At 62.5% G+C, this 17,181-nt stretch carries 14 protein-coding genes and 1 pseudogene; 14 read left to right on the plus strand and 1 reads right to left on the minus strand.

The window, feature by feature from the left end; genetic code table 11:
• Positions 1-266 precede the first annotated feature (266 nt).
• From TX78_RS05870 to TX78_RS05925, 12 genes and pseudogenes are all read left to right on the plus strand, one after another.
• Complete coding sequence (locus tag TX78_RS05870; RefSeq protein WP_044494604.1) at positions 267-479, plus strand: heavy-metal-associated domain-containing protein; 213 nt, start codon at positions 267-269, stop codon at positions 477-479.
• Positions 480-481: 2 nt separating this feature from the next.
• Positions 482-646: a hypothetical protein gene (locus TX78_RS13720; protein ID WP_158644305.1), complete on the plus strand. Its 165-nt coding sequence runs from the start codon at positions 482-484 to the stop codon at positions 644-646.
• Positions 636-2,949: pseudogene (locus TX78_RS05875) on the plus strand (heavy metal translocating P-type ATPase). The gene TX78_RS13720 and the pseudogene TX78_RS05875 overlap by 11 nt, the downstream one beginning before the upstream one ends.
• Positions 2,950-2,974: 25 nt before the next feature.
• On the plus strand, positions 2,975-3,241 hold the full coding sequence (locus tag TX78_RS05880) for a YHS domain-containing protein (protein WP_044494605.1): 267 nt from the start codon (positions 2,975-2,977) through the stop codon (positions 3,239-3,241).
• Positions 3,242-3,293: 52 nt separating this feature from the next.
• Positions 3,294-3,899 (plus strand): DUF305 domain-containing protein, encoded by a 606-nt coding sequence (locus tag TX78_RS05885; protein ID WP_044494607.1) that lies wholly within the window; start codon positions 3,294-3,296, stop codon positions 3,897-3,899.
• 7 nt (positions 3,900-3,906) lie between these two features.
• Positions 3,907-6,108 carry a heavy metal translocating P-type ATPase gene (locus TX78_RS05895; RefSeq protein ID WP_199765260.1) on the plus strand — a complete coding sequence of 734 codons (2,202 nt, stop codon included), beginning with the start codon at positions 3,907-3,909 and terminating at the stop codon, positions 6,106-6,108.
• A 10-nt stretch (positions 6,109-6,118) separates the two neighbouring features.
• Positions 6,119-6,421, plus strand: coding sequence for a metal-sensitive transcriptional regulator (locus TX78_RS05900; RefSeq protein WP_044494612.1), 303 nt, complete (start codon positions 6,119-6,121; stop codon positions 6,419-6,421).
• A gap of 27 nt (positions 6,422-6,448) precedes the next feature.
• A complete protein-coding gene (locus tag TX78_RS05905; protein WP_044494613.1) occupies positions 6,449-6,640 on the plus strand; it encodes a hypothetical protein in 192 nt (63 codons plus the stop codon).
• A gap of 193 nt (positions 6,641-6,833) precedes the next feature.
• A complete protein-coding gene (gene polA, locus TX78_RS05910) occupies positions 6,834-9,635 on the plus strand; it encodes a DNA polymerase I (RefSeq protein WP_267878918.1) in 2,802 nt (933 codons plus the stop codon).
• 79 nt (positions 9,636-9,714) lie between these two features.
• Positions 9,715-11,091, plus strand: coding sequence for a GNAT family N-acetyltransferase (locus TX78_RS05915; protein ID WP_158644306.1), 1,377 nt, complete (start codon positions 9,715-9,717; stop codon positions 11,089-11,091).
• A 280-nt stretch (positions 11,092-11,371) separates the two neighbouring features.
• A complete protein-coding gene (gene rpsA, locus TX78_RS05920; protein ID WP_044494615.1) occupies positions 11,372-12,868 on the plus strand; it encodes a 30S ribosomal protein S1 in 1,497 nt (498 codons plus the stop codon).
• Between the two features lie 347 nt (positions 12,869-13,215).
• Entirely contained in the window at positions 13,216-15,150 is a 1,935-nt protein-coding gene (locus tag TX78_RS05925; protein WP_044494616.1) for a BCCT family transporter, read from the plus strand.
• A 6-nt stretch (positions 15,151-15,156) separates the two neighbouring features.
• On the opposite strand, the gene TX78_RS05930 is transcribed toward TX78_RS05925, so the two are convergent.
• Positions 15,157-16,191, minus strand: coding sequence for a TerC family protein (locus tag TX78_RS05930; protein ID WP_044494618.1), 1,035 nt, complete (start codon positions 16,189-16,191; stop codon positions 15,157-15,159).
• 189 nt (positions 16,192-16,380) lie between these two features.
• Between TX78_RS05930 and TX78_RS05935 the strand changes: the two genes are divergently transcribed.
• Complete coding sequence (locus TX78_RS05935; protein WP_044494620.1) at positions 16,381-16,710, plus strand: GNAT family N-acetyltransferase; 330 nt, start codon at positions 16,381-16,383, stop codon at positions 16,708-16,710.
• A gap of 50 nt (positions 16,711-16,760) precedes the next feature.
• Positions 16,761-17,181 (plus strand): DNA-3-methyladenine glycosylase I (locus TX78_RS05940; protein ID WP_199765261.1); only part of this gene is annotated, 421 nt, incomplete at its 3' end.

Consider the following 17,181-nt stretch of genomic DNA (forward strand, 5'->3'; position numbering starts at 1 on the left):
CCTCGCCCGGCTGATGAGAGCCACCGGAGTCAAGGGCGTGCGGCGGGGTCGCCGGCCGGTGGGCCCGCGACACCGGGTTCCAGCAGGACTTCGGCTTTGCCGCAGCCTCAGCTCTAATTGCGGCAGTCATCGCACTCGCGTAGATCCCACCCCGCCGTCCTTCCCCAGTCTGATTACGGGGCCAACCTGGGCTCACTCTTTACATGAGATACCCTTACCGGGTATAAGTAGAGCTACCCCTAGGGGGTATCAGAAAGAAGGGAACAATGAGCACAACCACCATTTACACCGTGACCGGGATGACCTGCGGGCACTGCGAAAGCTCTGTCCGGGCCGAAGTCTCACAGCTGCCTGGAGTCACCGGGGTTGATGTCAGCGCGACGACAGGGGCGATGGCGGTGACCGCAGAGAACGCAGTCAGCGACGCCGAAGTGATTGCTGCTGTTGACGAGGCCGGCTACACCGCGGCCAGGAGCTGACCATGAACGCCCCTGCACGACTCAGCTTGTACGTCACAGGACTGGTCGCTGTGTTCATCGCAGCGTTCTTCATCGCCGGAGAAGTCGTTCCCGAAGAGACCGTGCAGAACTGGATGGACGAGACCTCGCAGAGCGAGCATCACGGGGAGGACGGCCATGACCGCTGAAACAACCAACCCGGCCAACATCGAGCTGCAGATCGGCGGGATGACCTGTGCCTCCTGCGGGATGCGCATCGAGAAGAAGCTCAACAAGCTCGACGGCGTGGAGGCCAGCGTCAACTACGCCACCGAGAAGGCCCGCATCACCTCCACCGGCTCTCTCGACCCGCAGGTGCTGATCGCCGAGGTCGAAAAGACAGGCTACACCGCCGCCCTGCCCGCTGCCCCGGCAGATAAGACCGGCTCGGGTAGCGAGGACGATTCGGTTGAGGACCAAGAGCTGGTGGTGCTGCGTCGGCGGCTGATTGGTGCCGCAGTCCTTTCGGTGCCGGTAATCGCCATGGCGATGATCCCGGTCTTGCAGTTCGACTACTGGGGCTTCGCCTCCCTGGTGCTGGCAGCCCCTGTGGTGGTGTGGGCCGGGTGGCCCTTCCACCGGGCTGCGCTGATGAATCTGCGCCACGGGTCAGCCACCATGGACACCCTCATCTCGGTGGGCACCACCGCTGCGCTGATCTGGTCGGTGGTGGCCCTGTTCTTCGGCACTGCCGGCCAACCCGGAGTGGTGCATCCGTTTGAACTCACCATCTCCCGCAGTGACGGCCTGGGGCATATCTACCTGGAGGTCGCCGCCGGGGTGATTACCTTCGTGCTGCTAGGCCGGTATTTCGAGAAACGTTCCAAGCGCCGGGCCGGTGCCGCCCTGCGCGCTCTGCTTGAGCTGGGGGCCAAAGAGGTGGCCGTGCTCCGCGACGGTACAGAGCAGCGGGTCAGTATCGATGAGCTGGCCGTGGGCGATGAGTTCGTGGTTCGTCCCGGGGAGAAGATCGCTACCGACGGTGTGGTGGTCTCCGGGATCAGTGCGGTGGATGCCTCCATGCTCACCGGTGAATCGGTTCCGGTGGAAGTCGCCGAAGGCGATGCGGTGACCGGAGCCACCGTCAACGCCGGCGGTCGCCTGATTATCCGGGCAACCCGGGTGGGCTCGGATACCCAGTTGGCGCAGATGGCTCAGCTGGTCGAGGACGCCCAATCCGGCAAGGCAGAGATTCAGCGCCTGGCCGACCGGGTCTCCGGGGTGTTCGTGCCGGTGGCCATCGCCATCGCCGTCGCCGCCTTGGGGGGCCTGGCTAGGTGCTGGCTTCCCTGCCTCGGCAGGGTTCACCGCTGCGGTGGCGGTGCTGATCATCGCCTGCCCCTGCGCCCTGGGACTGGCCACCCCTACCGCCTTGTTGGTCGGCACCGGCCGTGGGGCCCAGCTCGGGATCCTCATCAAAGGCCCGGAGGTGTTGGAGTCCACCCGCAGGACCAACACCGTGGTGCTGGATAAGACCGGCACTGTCACCACCGGGAAAATGACCCTGGAAGACGCTCTCCCCGCCGAGGGCACCGAACGGGATGAGCTGCTGCGGCTGGCCGGGGCAGTCGAGGACGCCTCCGAACATCCCATCGCCCAGGCCATCGCCACAGGAGCAGTCACCGAAACGGGAACTCTGCCGGAGGTGGAGTCCTTCGAGAACATCGAAGGTCGCGGTGTCCAGGGCATCGTGGAGGGCCACGCCGTGCTGGTGGGGCGCGAGTCTCTGCTGGCTGATTGGGGACAGCACCTCGATGAGCAGTTAGCAGCGGCCAAGCAGCAGGCGGAGTCCCAGGGTAAAACTGTGGTCGCCGTCGGCTGGGACGGTCAGGCCCGGGGTCTGCTGGTGGTGGCTGATCAGATCAAGCCCACCAGCGCCGAAGCCATCGGCTACTTCAAACAACTGGGTCTGACCCCCGTGCTGCTGACCGGCGACAACCAACGCGTGGCTGAGCAGGTCGCCGCCGAAGTCGGCATCGATGAGGTGATCGCTGAAGTCCTGCCCCAGCAGAAGGTCGATGTCGTGGCAGGCCTGCAACAGCAGGGTAAGACGGTGGCGATGGTCGGCGATGGTGTCAACGATGCCCCTGCACTGGCCCAAGCCGACCTCGGACTGGCCATGGGCACAGGGACTGACGTGGCCATCGAGGCCGCCGACATCACCCTGGTGCGCGGGGACCTGCGGGCAGCTGCTGATGCGATCCGGCTCTCGCGGAAGACCCTCGGGGTGATCAAGACTAACCTGTTCTGGGCTTTCGCCTACAACAGCTCCGCCATACCCCTGGCGGCCTTCGGTCTGCTCAATCCCATGCTCGCCGGGGCGGCTATGGCCTTCTCCAGCGTTTGCGTGGTGACCAACAGCCTACGGCTGCGCCGCTTCAAAGCCCTCGCCGACCGTACCGCCACAGATACCCCCGGCACAGAAATCAACACTCAGACCACCACGAATTGAACATCATCGCCGAAAGGAACAGACCATGACCGGTCACCACTGTGGGGCACACTCCCACGCCTCGGAGAACCACCATGGCCATAGTCTTGCACCGTCCCCGGATAAGCTGGCCGCAGCATCCTCCCAAGAAGTCGCCGAATGCCCGGTGATGGAAGGCACCCCAGTGATCAAAGCTGAGGCAGAACAAGCGGGTCTGTACCGGGAGTACCAGGGCAAGCGGTATTGGCTGTGCTGCGAAGGCTGTGGACCACTCTTCGATGCTTCCCCCGAGGAATACGCACATTCCGCCTGAGCAACGAGCACCTCATGCCATCGGACACGGATCAACAGGAAGGACCAGCTCCATGAGATCCCGTCATCCTGCCACCCTCGTCACCGCCCTCACCTTGGCCGCCGTGTTGGCCGCCTGTGGTCAGAATGACCAGCAGGAAACTGATGAGTCCGACCATGGTGAGCACTCTGCCGAAGAAGTCTCCGGCGAGTTCAACGACGCAGATGTCGAATACGTCTCAGGCATGATCGTCCACCACGAACAGGCCGTTGAGATGTCGGACATTCTATTGGCCAAGGACGATGTGGACACCGATGTTGTCTCTCTGGCTGAGGAGATTCGGGACGCCCAGCAGCCCGAGATTGATCAGATGGTCACCTGGCTGCAGGACTGGGGCCATGATCCCGAAGACGATCACGGTGGCCATGGCGACCACGGGAACGGGCACGAAGGAATGATGGGCAGCGACGAGATCGCCGAGCTTGAAGCTGCTCAAGGCGATGAGGCTGCGCGCCTGTTCTTAGAGCAGATGATCGTCCATCACGAAGGTGCAGTCTCGATGGCTGAGGACCACCTGGCCGACGGGAAGAGCCCCGAAGCCCTGGAACTGTCAGAAGAGATCATCAGCGTCCAGCAGGCTGAGATCGAACAAATGGAAGACCTACTGGAGAAAGTGTAGGACCCTCATGACTGAACACCAGCACGGGCACCACGACCACTCAGGCCACGGTCACGGCCCCCACGTAGCGCACGCCCCCGAGGAAGGCCACGACCACTCTGAGTCTCACCATGGGCATGCGATGCACCCTACAGGAGAGGCCACCCAAGAGAACGCGGCGCACGGCCACGACCAGCATCAGCATGATCACTCCGCGCATGCCGGGCATGGCCACAGCGGACACGGGGGCCATGGTGATCACGTCGGGCAGTTCCGTCGGCTGTTCTGGATCATGCTGGCCCTGGCGGTGCCGGTGGTGGGGTTCAACGAGATGTTCGCCCATCTGGTCGGCTACCACCTACCAGAGGCCGAGTGGGTCTGGTGGGTCTCTCCGATCCTGGGCACAGTAATTTATGCCTGGGGTGGCTGGCCATTCCTCACCGGGGCGATCTCAGAGATTCGCTCCGGCAAGCCGGGGATGATGTTGCTGATCGGGCTGGCCATCACGGTGGCGTTCATCGCTTCCTGGGGTGCAAGCCTGGGCATGCTGGATCATGAACTGAACTTCTGGTGGGAACTGGCCCTGCTGGTGGTGATCATGCTGCTGGGTCACTGGATCGAGATGCGATCCTTGGCCCGGACCAGTTCAGCTCTGGACTCGCTGGCCGCGCTGCTGCCCGATGAGGCAGAGAAAGTCACCGACCACGGGGTGGAGAAGGTCTCCCCGGCCGAACTGACTGTCGATGATGTGGTGATCGTGCGTCCCGGTGCCTCTGTACCTGCTGATGGTCAGGTGATTGATGGTTCAGCCAGTATGGATGAGTCGATGGTCACCGGTGAGTCCAAGCCGGTCCGACGCGAGGAAGGCGATCATGTGGTGGCGGGGACGGTGGCCACTGACTCCGGCATCCGGGTACGGATCACCGCCACCGGAGACGACACCGCCTTGGCCGGTATTCAACGCCTGGTTGCTGATGCCCAGGCCTCGTCTTCCCGGGCGCAGCGGATCGCTGATACTGCAGCCGGGTGGCTGTTCTGGTTTGCCCTAGTCGCCGCACTAATCACGGCGGCAGCCTGGTTCATGTTAGGGATGCCTGATGCTGCGGTGGTGCGGACCATCACCGTGCTGGTGATCGCCTGCCCGCACGCCCTGGGACTGGCGATCCCGCTGGTGGTCTCCATCGCCACCGAACGCGCCGCCCGCGGTGGGGTGCTCATTAAAGACCGGCTGGCCCTGGAGTCGATGCGCACTGTGGACTCGGTGCTGTTTGACAAGACCGGCACGCTGACCAAGGGAGAACCCACCGTCACCGGGGTCGAACCCGCCCAAGGGTATACCGACGACGAGGTCCTGGCTCTGGCCGCAGCGGCCGAAGCCGACAGTGAGCACCCGCTGGCCCGGGCCATCGTCGGCGCAGCATCCCACCGCAACCTGGAGGTCCCTGCCGCCGGGGCCTTCTCATCCTCACCAGCTGTAGGGGTCCGTGCCACAGTCAAGGGCACCGTGATTCAGGTCGGTGGTCCATACATGCTCAGCGAGCAGCACCAAGATGAGCTGCCCATCGCAGAGCACTGGAGGAACGAAGGCGCGATCATCCTTCACGTCCTGGCCGACGGCGAGGTGATCGGTGCCCTACGCCTGGCCGATGAGATACGTCCCGAATCCCACGCCACGGTCGAAGCCCTCCACGCCGTGGGTGCCCAGGTGGTCATGATCACCGGGGACGCCCAAGCAGTCGCCGACACCGTTGCCGCCGAACTGGGCATCGACCGGGTCTTCGCCGGGGTCCGCCCCGAAGACAAGGCAGCCAAGGTCAAGGAACTCCAAAAGGAGGGGCAGAAGGTGGCCATGGTCGGCGACGGCGTCAACGACGCCCCAGCCCTGGCCCAAGCCGATGTCGGTATAGCCATCGGTGCCGGAACTGATGTGGCCATCGGCTCTGCCGGGGTGATCCTGGCCAGCTCCGACCCACGCTCCGTGCTCTCGGTGATCGACCTGTCTCGCTCCAGCTACCGCAAGATGAAGCAGAACCTCTGGTGGGCAGCCGGCTACAACCTCATCTCCGTGCCCCTGGCCGCAGGAATCCTCGCCCCTATCGGATTTGTCCTGCCTATGAGCATCGGCGCGATCCTGATGTCAGTCTCCACTGTCGTCGTCGCGCTCAATGCCCAACTGCTTCGCCGCCTGGACCTGCGGCCAGAAGTTTCCACCCGAAACCTCACCACTTAGGAATCCCCTCATGTCTAGCGAAGCACCTGTCCAACACGGCTATATCAGTGACAAAGACCGCTACCTCGCACGCCTGAAACGCATTGAAGGTCAAGCGCGAGGTATCCACCGCATGGTCGAAGAAGATACCTATTGCATCGACATCCTCACCCAAATCAGCGCGTTGACTTCTGCCCTGGAGAACGTGGCGCTAGGGCTATTGGGTGATCACCTCAAGCACTGCGTGGCTCATGCCGCGCAAGCCGGAGGCGCAACCGCTGATGAGAAGATTAATGAAGCTTCTGCGGCGATCGCTCGCCTCGTGAAGTCCTGACACCTGGGATCAGCCATGGATGGAGTAATGGCATCTCCATTCATCTTCCGCCCCATCGTCGCGGAAACATCAACGCACACCTCCGCCCTGGGGCCACTGGCTTATGACTGGGTCCGGATAGTTTTCCTGCGATCAGGAACGGCCATCGTCTACAGCGAGTTTGGCGAACAGCCGCTGCGGCCCGGTGACGCACTCCTGCTCGGGGCCAACGTGCTCTAAGGGTGCCAGCCCGAAGAAGGGGCTGATGCAAGAACGGGTGACAGGTTGGGTTTCCTGGTCAGGCCGTAACTTTCAGCGGAACCTGTTCAAGGCCTGGCCCGGTCAGCCCGAAGAAGTCATGGTCCTTCTGGGCTGAGCGTTAGCCAGCCTGTGAGCTGCCCCAGCACTCACCCCCTCGCGATAAGGTGAGGGGGTGAGTGCTGAAGCCAATAAGCTGCTGGTCATTGATGGTCATTCCATGGCGTTCCGGGCGTTCTACGCCCTGCCGCCGGAGAGTTTCCAGACCACCTCGGGGCAATACACCAATGCCGTCCACGGCTTCACCAACATGCTGCTGAAGCTCATCCGTGAAGAGCTCCCCACACATATTGTTCTTGCCTTTGACTTAGACACACCCACGTTTCGGCACCAGTCCTACGAGGAGTACAAGGGCGGACGCGCGAAGACTCCAGAGGAGTTCCGTGGGCAGATCGACCTGATCAAGAAAGTTGCCGAGGCCCTGACCATCCCGGCTGTCACAGTGGAGGGCTACGAGGCCGATGACATCGTTGCCACCTACGTCACCCGCGCCGAGGCCGCCGGCTGGGAGACCCTGATCGTCTCTGGCGACCGGGACGCCCTGCAGCTGGTCACCGAGAACACCAAGCTGATGTACCCCACCTCGGGCATCTCCAAGGTGACGGTGCTGGACCCGGCTGCAGTAGAGGCCAAGTACCTGGTGCCTCCAGCGAAGTACCCGGACCTGGCTGCCCTGGTGGGGGAGTCAGCTGACAACCTCCCAGGCGTGCCAAAGGTGGGGCCGAAGACGGCGGCCAAATGGATCGCCCAGTACGGCTCTACCCGCGAGATCATCAACAACGCTGCCGAGATCGGCGGCAAAGTGGGGGAGAACCTACGCGCGGCAGTCGCCGATGTGGAACGAAACCTGGAGCTGAACTTGCTGGTGCGAGACCTCGAGGTTCCGCTTGATCTTGAGGACGCGGTGCTGACTCCGCCTGACCGGGAAGCGGTCGAACCGCTTTTCGACGCGCTGGAGTTCAACCAGATCCGTGATCGGCTGTTTGAGGTCTTCGCTGCGCGCTTCCCCGAAGCTGATCTCTCCGCCGAACCTACTGGGGCGCTGCCGCAGGTGACAGTGGCCTCCTCCGCTGCCGAACTCACTGACTTCCTTGCAGACCACGACGACGCCCCGCTAGCTCTTGCCCTGTGTCTGGATCGCAGCGGAGAATCACTGTCCACTAAGGCAAAACGCGATGAAGCCGCCCGGCTTGCCGAAGCGCTGGCCGTAGTGCTGGTGCCAGCTTATGAGAGCCCCGATGAAGCAGTGCAGGCCCTCGCTGTGCCGCTGGTCGAGGCCGACGCCGAACTGGAGTCTGCCCTTGCTGCCTGGCTGACGGAACCCGGTTTGCCGAAGCTTGTTCATGACTATAAGGACGCCGGCAAACGACTGGCCTGGCGAGGGCTGAGCCTGCGCGGCGTCGTCGAGGACACCCTGATTTCGGGATACCTGATCCAGCCTGACCGGCGGAACTTCGCTTTCGCGGATCTGGTCACCCAGCACCTGGGTGCATCCACTGAGCCCGGTGACTATGTGGGTGGAGAGCAATTCCGCAAGAAGAACGACGACGGCGGCCAGGGCACGCTCTTTGATGAGGAGCCGATCCCCGGGGTCATCGAGGAGGACCTGGCACGTGCAGGGGTGCACGGGATGCTGCTGCACAGCCTCTCATCTACGCTGCACGCCGAACTGGCCGAAAGAAAAGCCGAGCAGCTGCTCTACGAACTGGAGATCCCACTGGCCGAGATTCTGCTGCAGATGGAGCTCACCGGTATCGCGGTCAGCCGTGAGAAGCTGCAGAACCTCGACACGGAGTTCCAGCGCGCTATCGAAGAGTCGGCAGAGGCGGCCTATGCCGTCGTCGGTCATCCGGTGAACCTCGGCTCCCCGAAGCAGCTGCAGACAGTGCTTTTCGAGGAGCTGCAACTGCCCACCCAGGGCGTGAAGAAGAACAAGACCGGCTACTCCACCGACGTGGAAACCCTCCAGGACCTGCTGGCCAAGACTCAGAATGAGTTCCTGGTGCATCTGATGAACCACCGCGATGCTTCCAAGCTGCGTCAGACCGTGACCGGGTTGACCGAAGCGGTGGGCGACGACGGCCGGATCCACACCACCTACGCCCAGACTGTGGCAGCCACCGGGCGACTCTCCAGCCTGCACCCGAACCTGCAGAACATCCCGGTACGCACTGCGGCGGGACGGAAGATCCGTGACGCTTTCACCGTGGGTGAGGGCTACGAGACCCTGCTGACCGCCGACTATTCGCAGATCGAGATGCGCATCATGGCTCACCTCTCCGGTGACCAAGCCCTGATCGAAGCCTTCCGCGCAGGTGAGGATCTGCACAGTTTCGTGGGCGCCAGGGTTTTCGGCGTGGGTACCGATGAGGTGAGCGCCGAGCAGCGCTCCAAGGTCAAGGCCATGAGCTACGGCCTGGTGTACGGGCTCTCCAGCTTCGGGCTGTCCAAGCAGCTCAATATCGGGGTGGATGAGGCCCGTGAGCTGATGAACGAGTACTTCGAACGCTTCGGGGCGGTACGGGACTACCTGCGCGATGTGGTGTCACAGGCCAAAAAGGACGGTTACACCGCAACGATCTACGGCCGCCGTCGCTATCTTCCTGATCTGACCAGCGATAACCGGCAGCTGCGCCAGATGGCCGAGAGAGCTGCGCTGAATGCGCCCATCCAAGGGTCCGCGGCGGATATCATCAAGCGCGCCATGATCGACGTTGACGCCGCCCTGGCGCAGTCCCAGCTGAAATCCCGGATGCTGCTGCAGGTTCATGACGAACTCGTACTGGAAGTGGCACCGGGGGAGCGGGAGCAGGTGGAGAAGCTGCTGGTGGAGAAGATGAGCTCGGCAGCCGATCTCACTGTTCCTCTCGATGTGCACGTGGGTGCCGGGTCTACCTGGCATGACGCCGCGCACTGAGCAGTTTGACGAGAATTCGGCCCGAAAACGAAGCAGAATGTGGTCCAGCCGCGCCACCGTACGAAGTAGGGTGGGACGCGTGAGCATACCTGCGCCAAAGCTGCCCCAGATTGCCCCGCTCCCTGATGGACTGACCAGCCGCACCTTTCCGCTGACCCTGGGGGAGGACGGCAAGCCGGATCCCGCAGGTGCCGCCTTCATCCGTACCGTGGAGCATGGCTTCTACGAGGACTGGTACAGCGACGAGAAACTTGAGCGCCTGCAGCCGGCCCTGGCTGAGGACAACCAGCAGTGCACCGGCGTCTTCGTCGACCCGGGCTTTGCCGCGTTGGAGCCCTGGGGCGACGCTCTGGAACAGATCGGCTTCGACGCCGCGCTCCACCCGGTGGGCACCTTCGTCGACTATGACAAAACGCTCAACGCCGGAGGCGAGCTACTGCTGGCACGTCTGGTCACTGGAGTCACGGTCAACCCGGGATTCCGTCGCCGCGGCATCCTCAAGCACATGATGACGACGGCGCTGGCCCGCGCGGTGCAGGACGAGATGCCGCTGGTAGCCCTGACTGTCTCTGAAGGCAGCATCTACGGCCGCTTCGGCTTCGGCGCAACCACCCGCGAGCAGCGCCTGGAGGTTAATGTCACCAAGGCCGGTGAGGCCTTCGCCCTGCGCACCCCGGCCACTGGCAGGGTTCTGACTGTGGACCCGGCGAAGCTCGGTGACGTCGTAGACGCCACCTTCGCCCAGTTCCATCAGCGCACCCGCGGTTCAGTGGAGCGCCAAGCGTTCTACCGCAAAGCTGCTACCGCTCAGTGGAATCCGGAGGACATCACCAGCCAGTGGCGCAAGGCCCGCACCATTGTGCACATCACCGAGGAAGGCACTATCGGTGGCTATGCCGTGTTCACCTTCACCGGCTGGGACAACGAGCCGCATACTATGCAGCTGCGCGATATGGTCACCGTGGATGCTGCAAGCCGGATCGAACTCTGGCGGCACCTCGCCGATATGGACCTAGTAGGGCGGATCACCCAGAACAACGCGCCGGTGGATGACCCGCTTGCGGCCGCGCTGGTGAACCCGCGTGCGCGCAAGGTCACCGCCCAGCGCGACGTGCTCTGGGTGCGGATTCTCGATGTGGTGCGCGTTCTGCAGGCTCGTGAGTGGGGTGCCGACGGCCAGTTCGTGCTGGAACTCTCCGACCCGCTGGGAATCTGTGCAGGCAACTTCGCCATCACCGTGACCTCGGGGGCGGCACGGGTGCAGCCTGCCGCTGATGCAGCAGGCCCGCGTTTCCGCACTGATGTTGAGACGCTGGGTGCGCTGTATTTGGGTGATGTGTCCGTCCTGACTATGCGCGACGCTGGACGGATCAGCGGCCCCGAGGACGCAGACTGGAACTCTCTGGCGGCGACCTTCGATCTGCCGACTGCCCCCTACTGCGCCACTCACTTCTAGGTGACGCATTGCCGAGTTCTCGGTGCTCAGGACATATTCGGGGGCGGTTGTACTGAATTGCCTCGGGCGTATAGACTGATTGGGCGCGTTCTGCGCACAGAGCTGTGAGATTCGGTCGCTATTCAGCGTCGAGTCTGGCATCTGATACAGATCCTGCTGGATTGCCTGCGAAAGCTCGCATGCATTCAAGCATTGAACTGTTCACCTGTCCACCGCTCAGTGCACTCGCTGAACCGTGCACTGACCAACCACCATCAATCCATATCGGAGCCCCTACTACATGACCACCACCGCAACTGCACCCGGTGCCCCGCAGGTCGCTATCAACGACATCGGAACCGCCGAAGAGTTCCTCGCAGCCGTCGATGCGACGATGAAGTACTTCAACGACGGCGACATGGTCGAAGGAACCATTGTCAAGGTTGACCGCGACGAGGTTCTCCTGGACATCGGGTACAAGACTGAAGGCGTCATCCCGTCCCGCGAGCTGTCCATCAAGCACGATGTTGACCCGGACGAGGTCGTCGCCGTCGGTGACAAGGTCGAGGCCCTGGTTCTCCAGAAGGAGGACAAGGAAGGCCGTCTGATCCTGTCCAAGAAGCGCGCACAGTACGAGCGCGCCTGGGGCGACATCGAGCGCATCAAGGACGAGGACGGCGTCGTCACCGGCACCGTCATCGAGGTCGTCAAGGGCGGCCTTATCCTGGACATCGGCCTGCGCGGCTTCCTCCCAGCCTCCCTGGTGGAGATGCGCCGCGTGCGCGATCTGGCCCCCTACATCGGCCAGGAAATCGAAGCCAAGATCATCGAGCTGGACAAGAACCGCAACAACGTTGTGCTCTCCCGCCGTGCATGGCTGGAGCAGACCCAGTCGGCTGTCCGCTCTGACTTCCTCAACAAGCTCGAGCGCGGTCAGGTCCGTAAGGGCCACGTCTCCTCGATCGTCAACTTCGGTGCCTTCGTGGACCTGGGTGGCGTCGACGGCCTGGTGCACGTCTCCGAGCTGTCCTGGAAGCACATCGACCACCCGAACGAGGTTGTCGAGGTCGGTCAGGAAGTTACCGTCGAGGTCCTCGAGGTGGACATGGACCGCGAGCGCGTCTCGCTGTCTCTGAAGGCCACCCAGGAAGATCCGTGGCAGACCTTCGCCCGCACTCACGCTCTGGGCCAGATTGTGCCGGGCAAGGTCACCAAGCTGGTGCCCTTCGGCGCATTCGTCCGCGTCGAGGACGGCATCGAGGGACTGGTGCACATCTCCGAGCTGGCAGTGCGCCACGTGGACCTGGCCGAGCAGGTTGTCTCCGTGGGCGACGACGTGTTCGTGAAGGTCATCGACATCGACCTGGAGCGCCGCCGCATCAGCCTGTCCCTGAAGCAGGCCAACGAGGGTGTCGACCCGGAGGCCGAGGAGTTCGACCCCGCGCTGTACGGCATGGATGCCGAGTACGACGAAGAGGGCAACTACAAGTACCCCGAGGGCTTCGATCCCGAGACCAACGAGTGGATGGAAGGCTACGACGAGCAGCGCGCTGCTTGGGAAGCACAGTACGCCGCCGCTCAGGAGCGCTGGGAAGCTCACAAGGAGCAGGTCCGCAAGGCCATCGACGCCGACGCCGAGGCTGCAGCCGAAGCTTCGGTGGGGGGCTCCTCCTCCAGCCGTAAGGCTGAGCCGGCTCCGTCCAACTACTCCTCCGCACCCGCTGGTGGCGAGGATGCAGGCACCCTGGCCTCCGATGAGGCTCTGGCAGCACTGCGCGAAAAGCTGACCGGCAAGTAATTGTTGGCTAGCTGATATCAGCTGCAACGAGAAACCCGCTTCACCGCTTCAGGTGGGGCGGGTTTTCTCGTATCTAAAAGCCTAAAACGGGATCGTTGCCATCTTGAGACCTGGGCTTGCGATCGCCGTCAGGAGCGCGATGCAGCGTGATAGATCACCCACTCACAGCCTATTCCCAGGGTTTATGGGGTGACTTATGGGGAAATCTTTTCTAGCGTGGAGCTGATATGCCTAGCTGGGACTGGGCCGAATTGGCTGCAGAACCAGTGTTGGGCGCCCGCCGTGAACCGTGATCCACGGCGGGACGACGAGATTGAGAAACCGGACGGTTCTCACGAAAGGCACCAATGCTCGATAAGGTCCACGACCTTTTCAGACTGCGGACCAACCCGCTCCTGTTCTTCGCGTCCTCCGCGATCATGCTGATCTTTGTGATCGTCACGTTGATCATCCCGGAACAGATGGGGGCCTTCTGGGCCGACACTGCCGCTATGATCTTCGAGAACTTCGGCTGGCTGTTCATCGCTGGGGTGACGATCTTCCTCATCTTCCTGATCTACATCGCCCTCAGCCGCTTTGGACGGCTGAAACTGGGCCAGGATGATGAGAAGCCACAGCACTCGGACATGTCGTGGTTCGGCATGTTGTTCGCTGCCGGCATCGGCACCATCCTGATGTTCTGGGCAGTCGCGGAGCCGGCCAACCACTTCACCAACCCGCCGCGCGGCATCAGCGCAGACGACGAGCAAGCTGCGCAGGCGGCGATCGGCGCCGCCGGTGGTGAGGAGGCTGCTCTCGAGGCGGCTCGAGCAGCAGGTGACATGGACCTGGTGCACGCCATTGAGGGCGTCATGGACCACGCGATCATCGGTGGCACTGCTGAGGCAGCGTCAGAGGCGATGGGGTTCACCCTTTACCACTTCGGACTTCACACGTGGACGATCTTCGCCCTCCCTGGTCTGGCCTTCGCCTACTTCATCTACAAGAGGAACCTGCCGCCGCGCGTCTCGTCACTGTTCCAGCCGATCCTGGGCGACGGCATCCACGGCCCCATCGGCAAAGCCATCGACATCTTCGCCATTGTGGGCACGATCTTCGGCATCGCAATGTCCATTGGACTCGGCACCACTCAGATCCACTCGGGGATGGCCGCACGCTTCGGTATGCCTGAAGAGGACTGGGCAATGCTGGTGATCATCGGAGTGGTGACCATCATTGCGACTATCTCCGCGGTTCTCGGCATCGACAAAGGCATCAAACGCCTGTCGAACTTCAATATCTACACAGCGATTCTTCTGCTTCTCTTTATTCTGGCGACCGGGCCCACGGTGTTCCTGCTGCGTGGCATGATCGAGTCCGCCGGTGTCTATGCGTCGCTGCTGCCTGAAGTGGCACTGTGGAACGACACCTTCGGCGACACCGGATGGCAGCAGGGCTGGACCATTTTCTACTGGGCTTGGACAATCGCCTGGGCTCCGTTCGTGGGCATCTTCATCGCCCGCATCTCGCGTGGTCGCAGCGTGCGTCAGTTCGTGGCCGGTGTGCTGGGACTCCCGACTCTCTTCACCATCATCTGGTTCGGCATCTGGGGCGCCGGCGTCTTTGACATTGAGCTCAACGGTGAGGGCGGACTGGTCAGCCGAGTGCTCGACGAGGGCGCGGAGACCTCCATGTTCGCTTTCCTGGAGCACTTCCCGCTGGCCACTCTGACCTCCGCCGTGGCCATCATGCTGGTGGGCATCTTCTTCATCACCTCGCTGGACTCCGCTGCGCTGGTGCTGGATGACATGTGCAACGGCTACGACGGCGAAGGCCGCCCCAAGGGCACCACGGCACCCCATCAGCGGGCGATCTGGACGATCTACATCGGCCTGGTGGCCTCCGTGCTGCTGGTCTTCACCGGAGACGGCGGACTCAACGTCCTGCGCGACGTTGCCCTGTTCTTCGGCCTTCCGTTCTTCATACTCGCATTCTTCATGATGTACAGCCTGCAGCGAGCTATGCGTGAGGACGCCGGGGAGCTCGGCTTCCTGCGCAGCCGTCGCTGGCTGCAGACCCTGCCCCCGGAGGAGTATGAGCGGCGTATGGAGGAGAACGACCGCGAGCTGGCTGAGGCTGTGGTGGCACCGGACTACGCAGAGGGCACACAGCCGGAGAACGCTCCAGAACTGGAGCATGCCGAGCAGCCCCCGGTGGTGGAGAAATACCGCGTCCGCACCGGCGAGACCCCCATCATCGATCCGGCGAATCCGGACGATACGGGGATCCCGCCTCGTGGCTGATCGTAGCTAGTCCTGCTCAGAAGCCCGTTCCGGCAATTCCGCCGGGACGGGCTTCTTGGTCTCTGCATCTCCGGAAACTCGCGACTTCACCAGGGACGCGAGGACGGTGACGGTCAGCACACCCAGAATGACCAGCAGCGAGAGTCCGGTCGAGATCTCCAACACCGCGACATTCTCACCATTGTTGATGAACCACAGATTGTTCTCATGCAGAGCATGGAGCATCAGCTTGATGCCGATGAACCCGAGGATCACGGCAAGACCGTAGGAGAGGTACACCAGGCGCTCCAGGAGGCCGTCGATCAGGAAGTACAGCTGGCGCAGACCCATGAGCGAGAATGCGGTGGCGCTGAAGACGATATACGGCTCCTGGGTTAGGCCGTAGATCGCGGGGATTGAGTCCAGAGCGAAGAGGATGTCCGTGCCGCCGATTGCCACCATCACCAGAAGCATCGGAGTCAGCATCCGCCGGCCATTGATACGGGTGGTGAGCTTGTCGCCGTCGTAGTCATCTGAGGTGTTGAGCCAGCGCCGAGCGGCACGGACCACAAAGTTGTCAGCTTCCTCCTGAGCTTCCTCACTGGAGAGTTCCTTCTTCAGCAGCTGGCCGGCGGTGAGCAGCAGGATGATGCCGAAGATGTAAAAGACGTCGCTCCAGGCGTGGATCAGCCCCGCACCCAGGAAGATGAAGGCGGTACGGGCGATCAGCGCAAAGACGATGCCGAAGAGCAGCACCTTCTGCTGGTACTTCCTGGGCACGTTGAAGCTGGAGATGATCACCAAGAAGACGAAGAGGTTATCCACCGAGAGCGCCTTCTCCGTGATGTAGCCGGCATAGTACTCAGTGGCGTGGGCGGTGTCACCGAAGAAGATGAAGACCAGGCCAAAGAGCAGGGCCACACCAATATAGAAGGCCGACCAGATACTGGCTTCACGCAGCGTGGGTTCATGGGCCTTGCGCACGTGGGCAAAGAAGTCGAAGGCGAGCAGGCCGACGATGGCGGCAATAGTGATGCCCCAGACGAGGGGAGTGATCTCCACAGTAAGGAGTCCTTTCGGGAGTGCGACGATGCGAGTCATCCTCGCGAGTCTCTCCGCCCCGGATCGAGGTCTACGATGTCGACCATCATCCAGGACCGCTGTGCCCGGCGGAGCATTGGTGCTCCGCGTGCTGACGTACACAGCGCCTAGGGGTACTCCCTCACGCAGAGATAATGGTACACCTGTCTTATGACACTCCACGTACAGCAGCCCAGCACGCAGGTGATTCATCAGCCTGAACAGGACCGCTTCGCCATGATGGTCGAGGCACAGACCGCTGGCTTCGCTGAATACCGCGAAACCGGCGCCCAAGCCCGGGCTTTTACCCACACCGAGATCGACGAGTCCTTTCAAGGGCAAGGGCTGGCGAAACAGCTGGTGACTGAGGCGCTGGATCTCACTCGGGAGCAAGGACTGACAGTGCTGCCGTACTGTCCCTTGGTGCGCTCTTTCATTGCCAAGCATTCCGAGTATCTCCAGCTGGTACCTGCTGAACGACGGCATGAGTTCGGTCTGTGAGTACGCCTGCGGACAGAGGCGCTGACCTGCCGCGCTGCAGCTGGGCGTCCGTGGCACCAGAGTTCCCCCACTATCACGACACTGAATGGGGATTCCCGGTGGGGGAGGACCGCAGGCTCTTCGAGAAACTCTGTCTTGAGAGCTTCCAAGCGGGTTTGAGCTGGCGCACCATCCTGACCAAACGTGAGAACTTCCGAGCTGCGTTCGCAGGGTTTCAGATCTCGACTGTCGCCGGAATGACGGCGGACGACGTCGCCCGGTTGCTGACGGATGCGGGCATCATCCGGCACCGCGGCAAAATTGAAGCGGTGATTAACAATGCCCGCCGGGCCGAAGAGCTCATCGCCCAGCAGGGATCGTTGGCGGCATTCGTCTGGTCATTCGAACCGCGGCCTGAAGAACTCGGCGAACCCCAGACCATGATCACCTCACCCTCGGCGGTGGCGATGGCCAAGGAACTTAAGAGTCGGG

This window comes from Nesterenkonia massiliensis, from assembly GCF_000455245.1.
Lineage (GTDB): Bacteria > Actinomycetota > Actinomycetes > Actinomycetales > Micrococcaceae > Nesterenkonia > Nesterenkonia rhizosphaerae.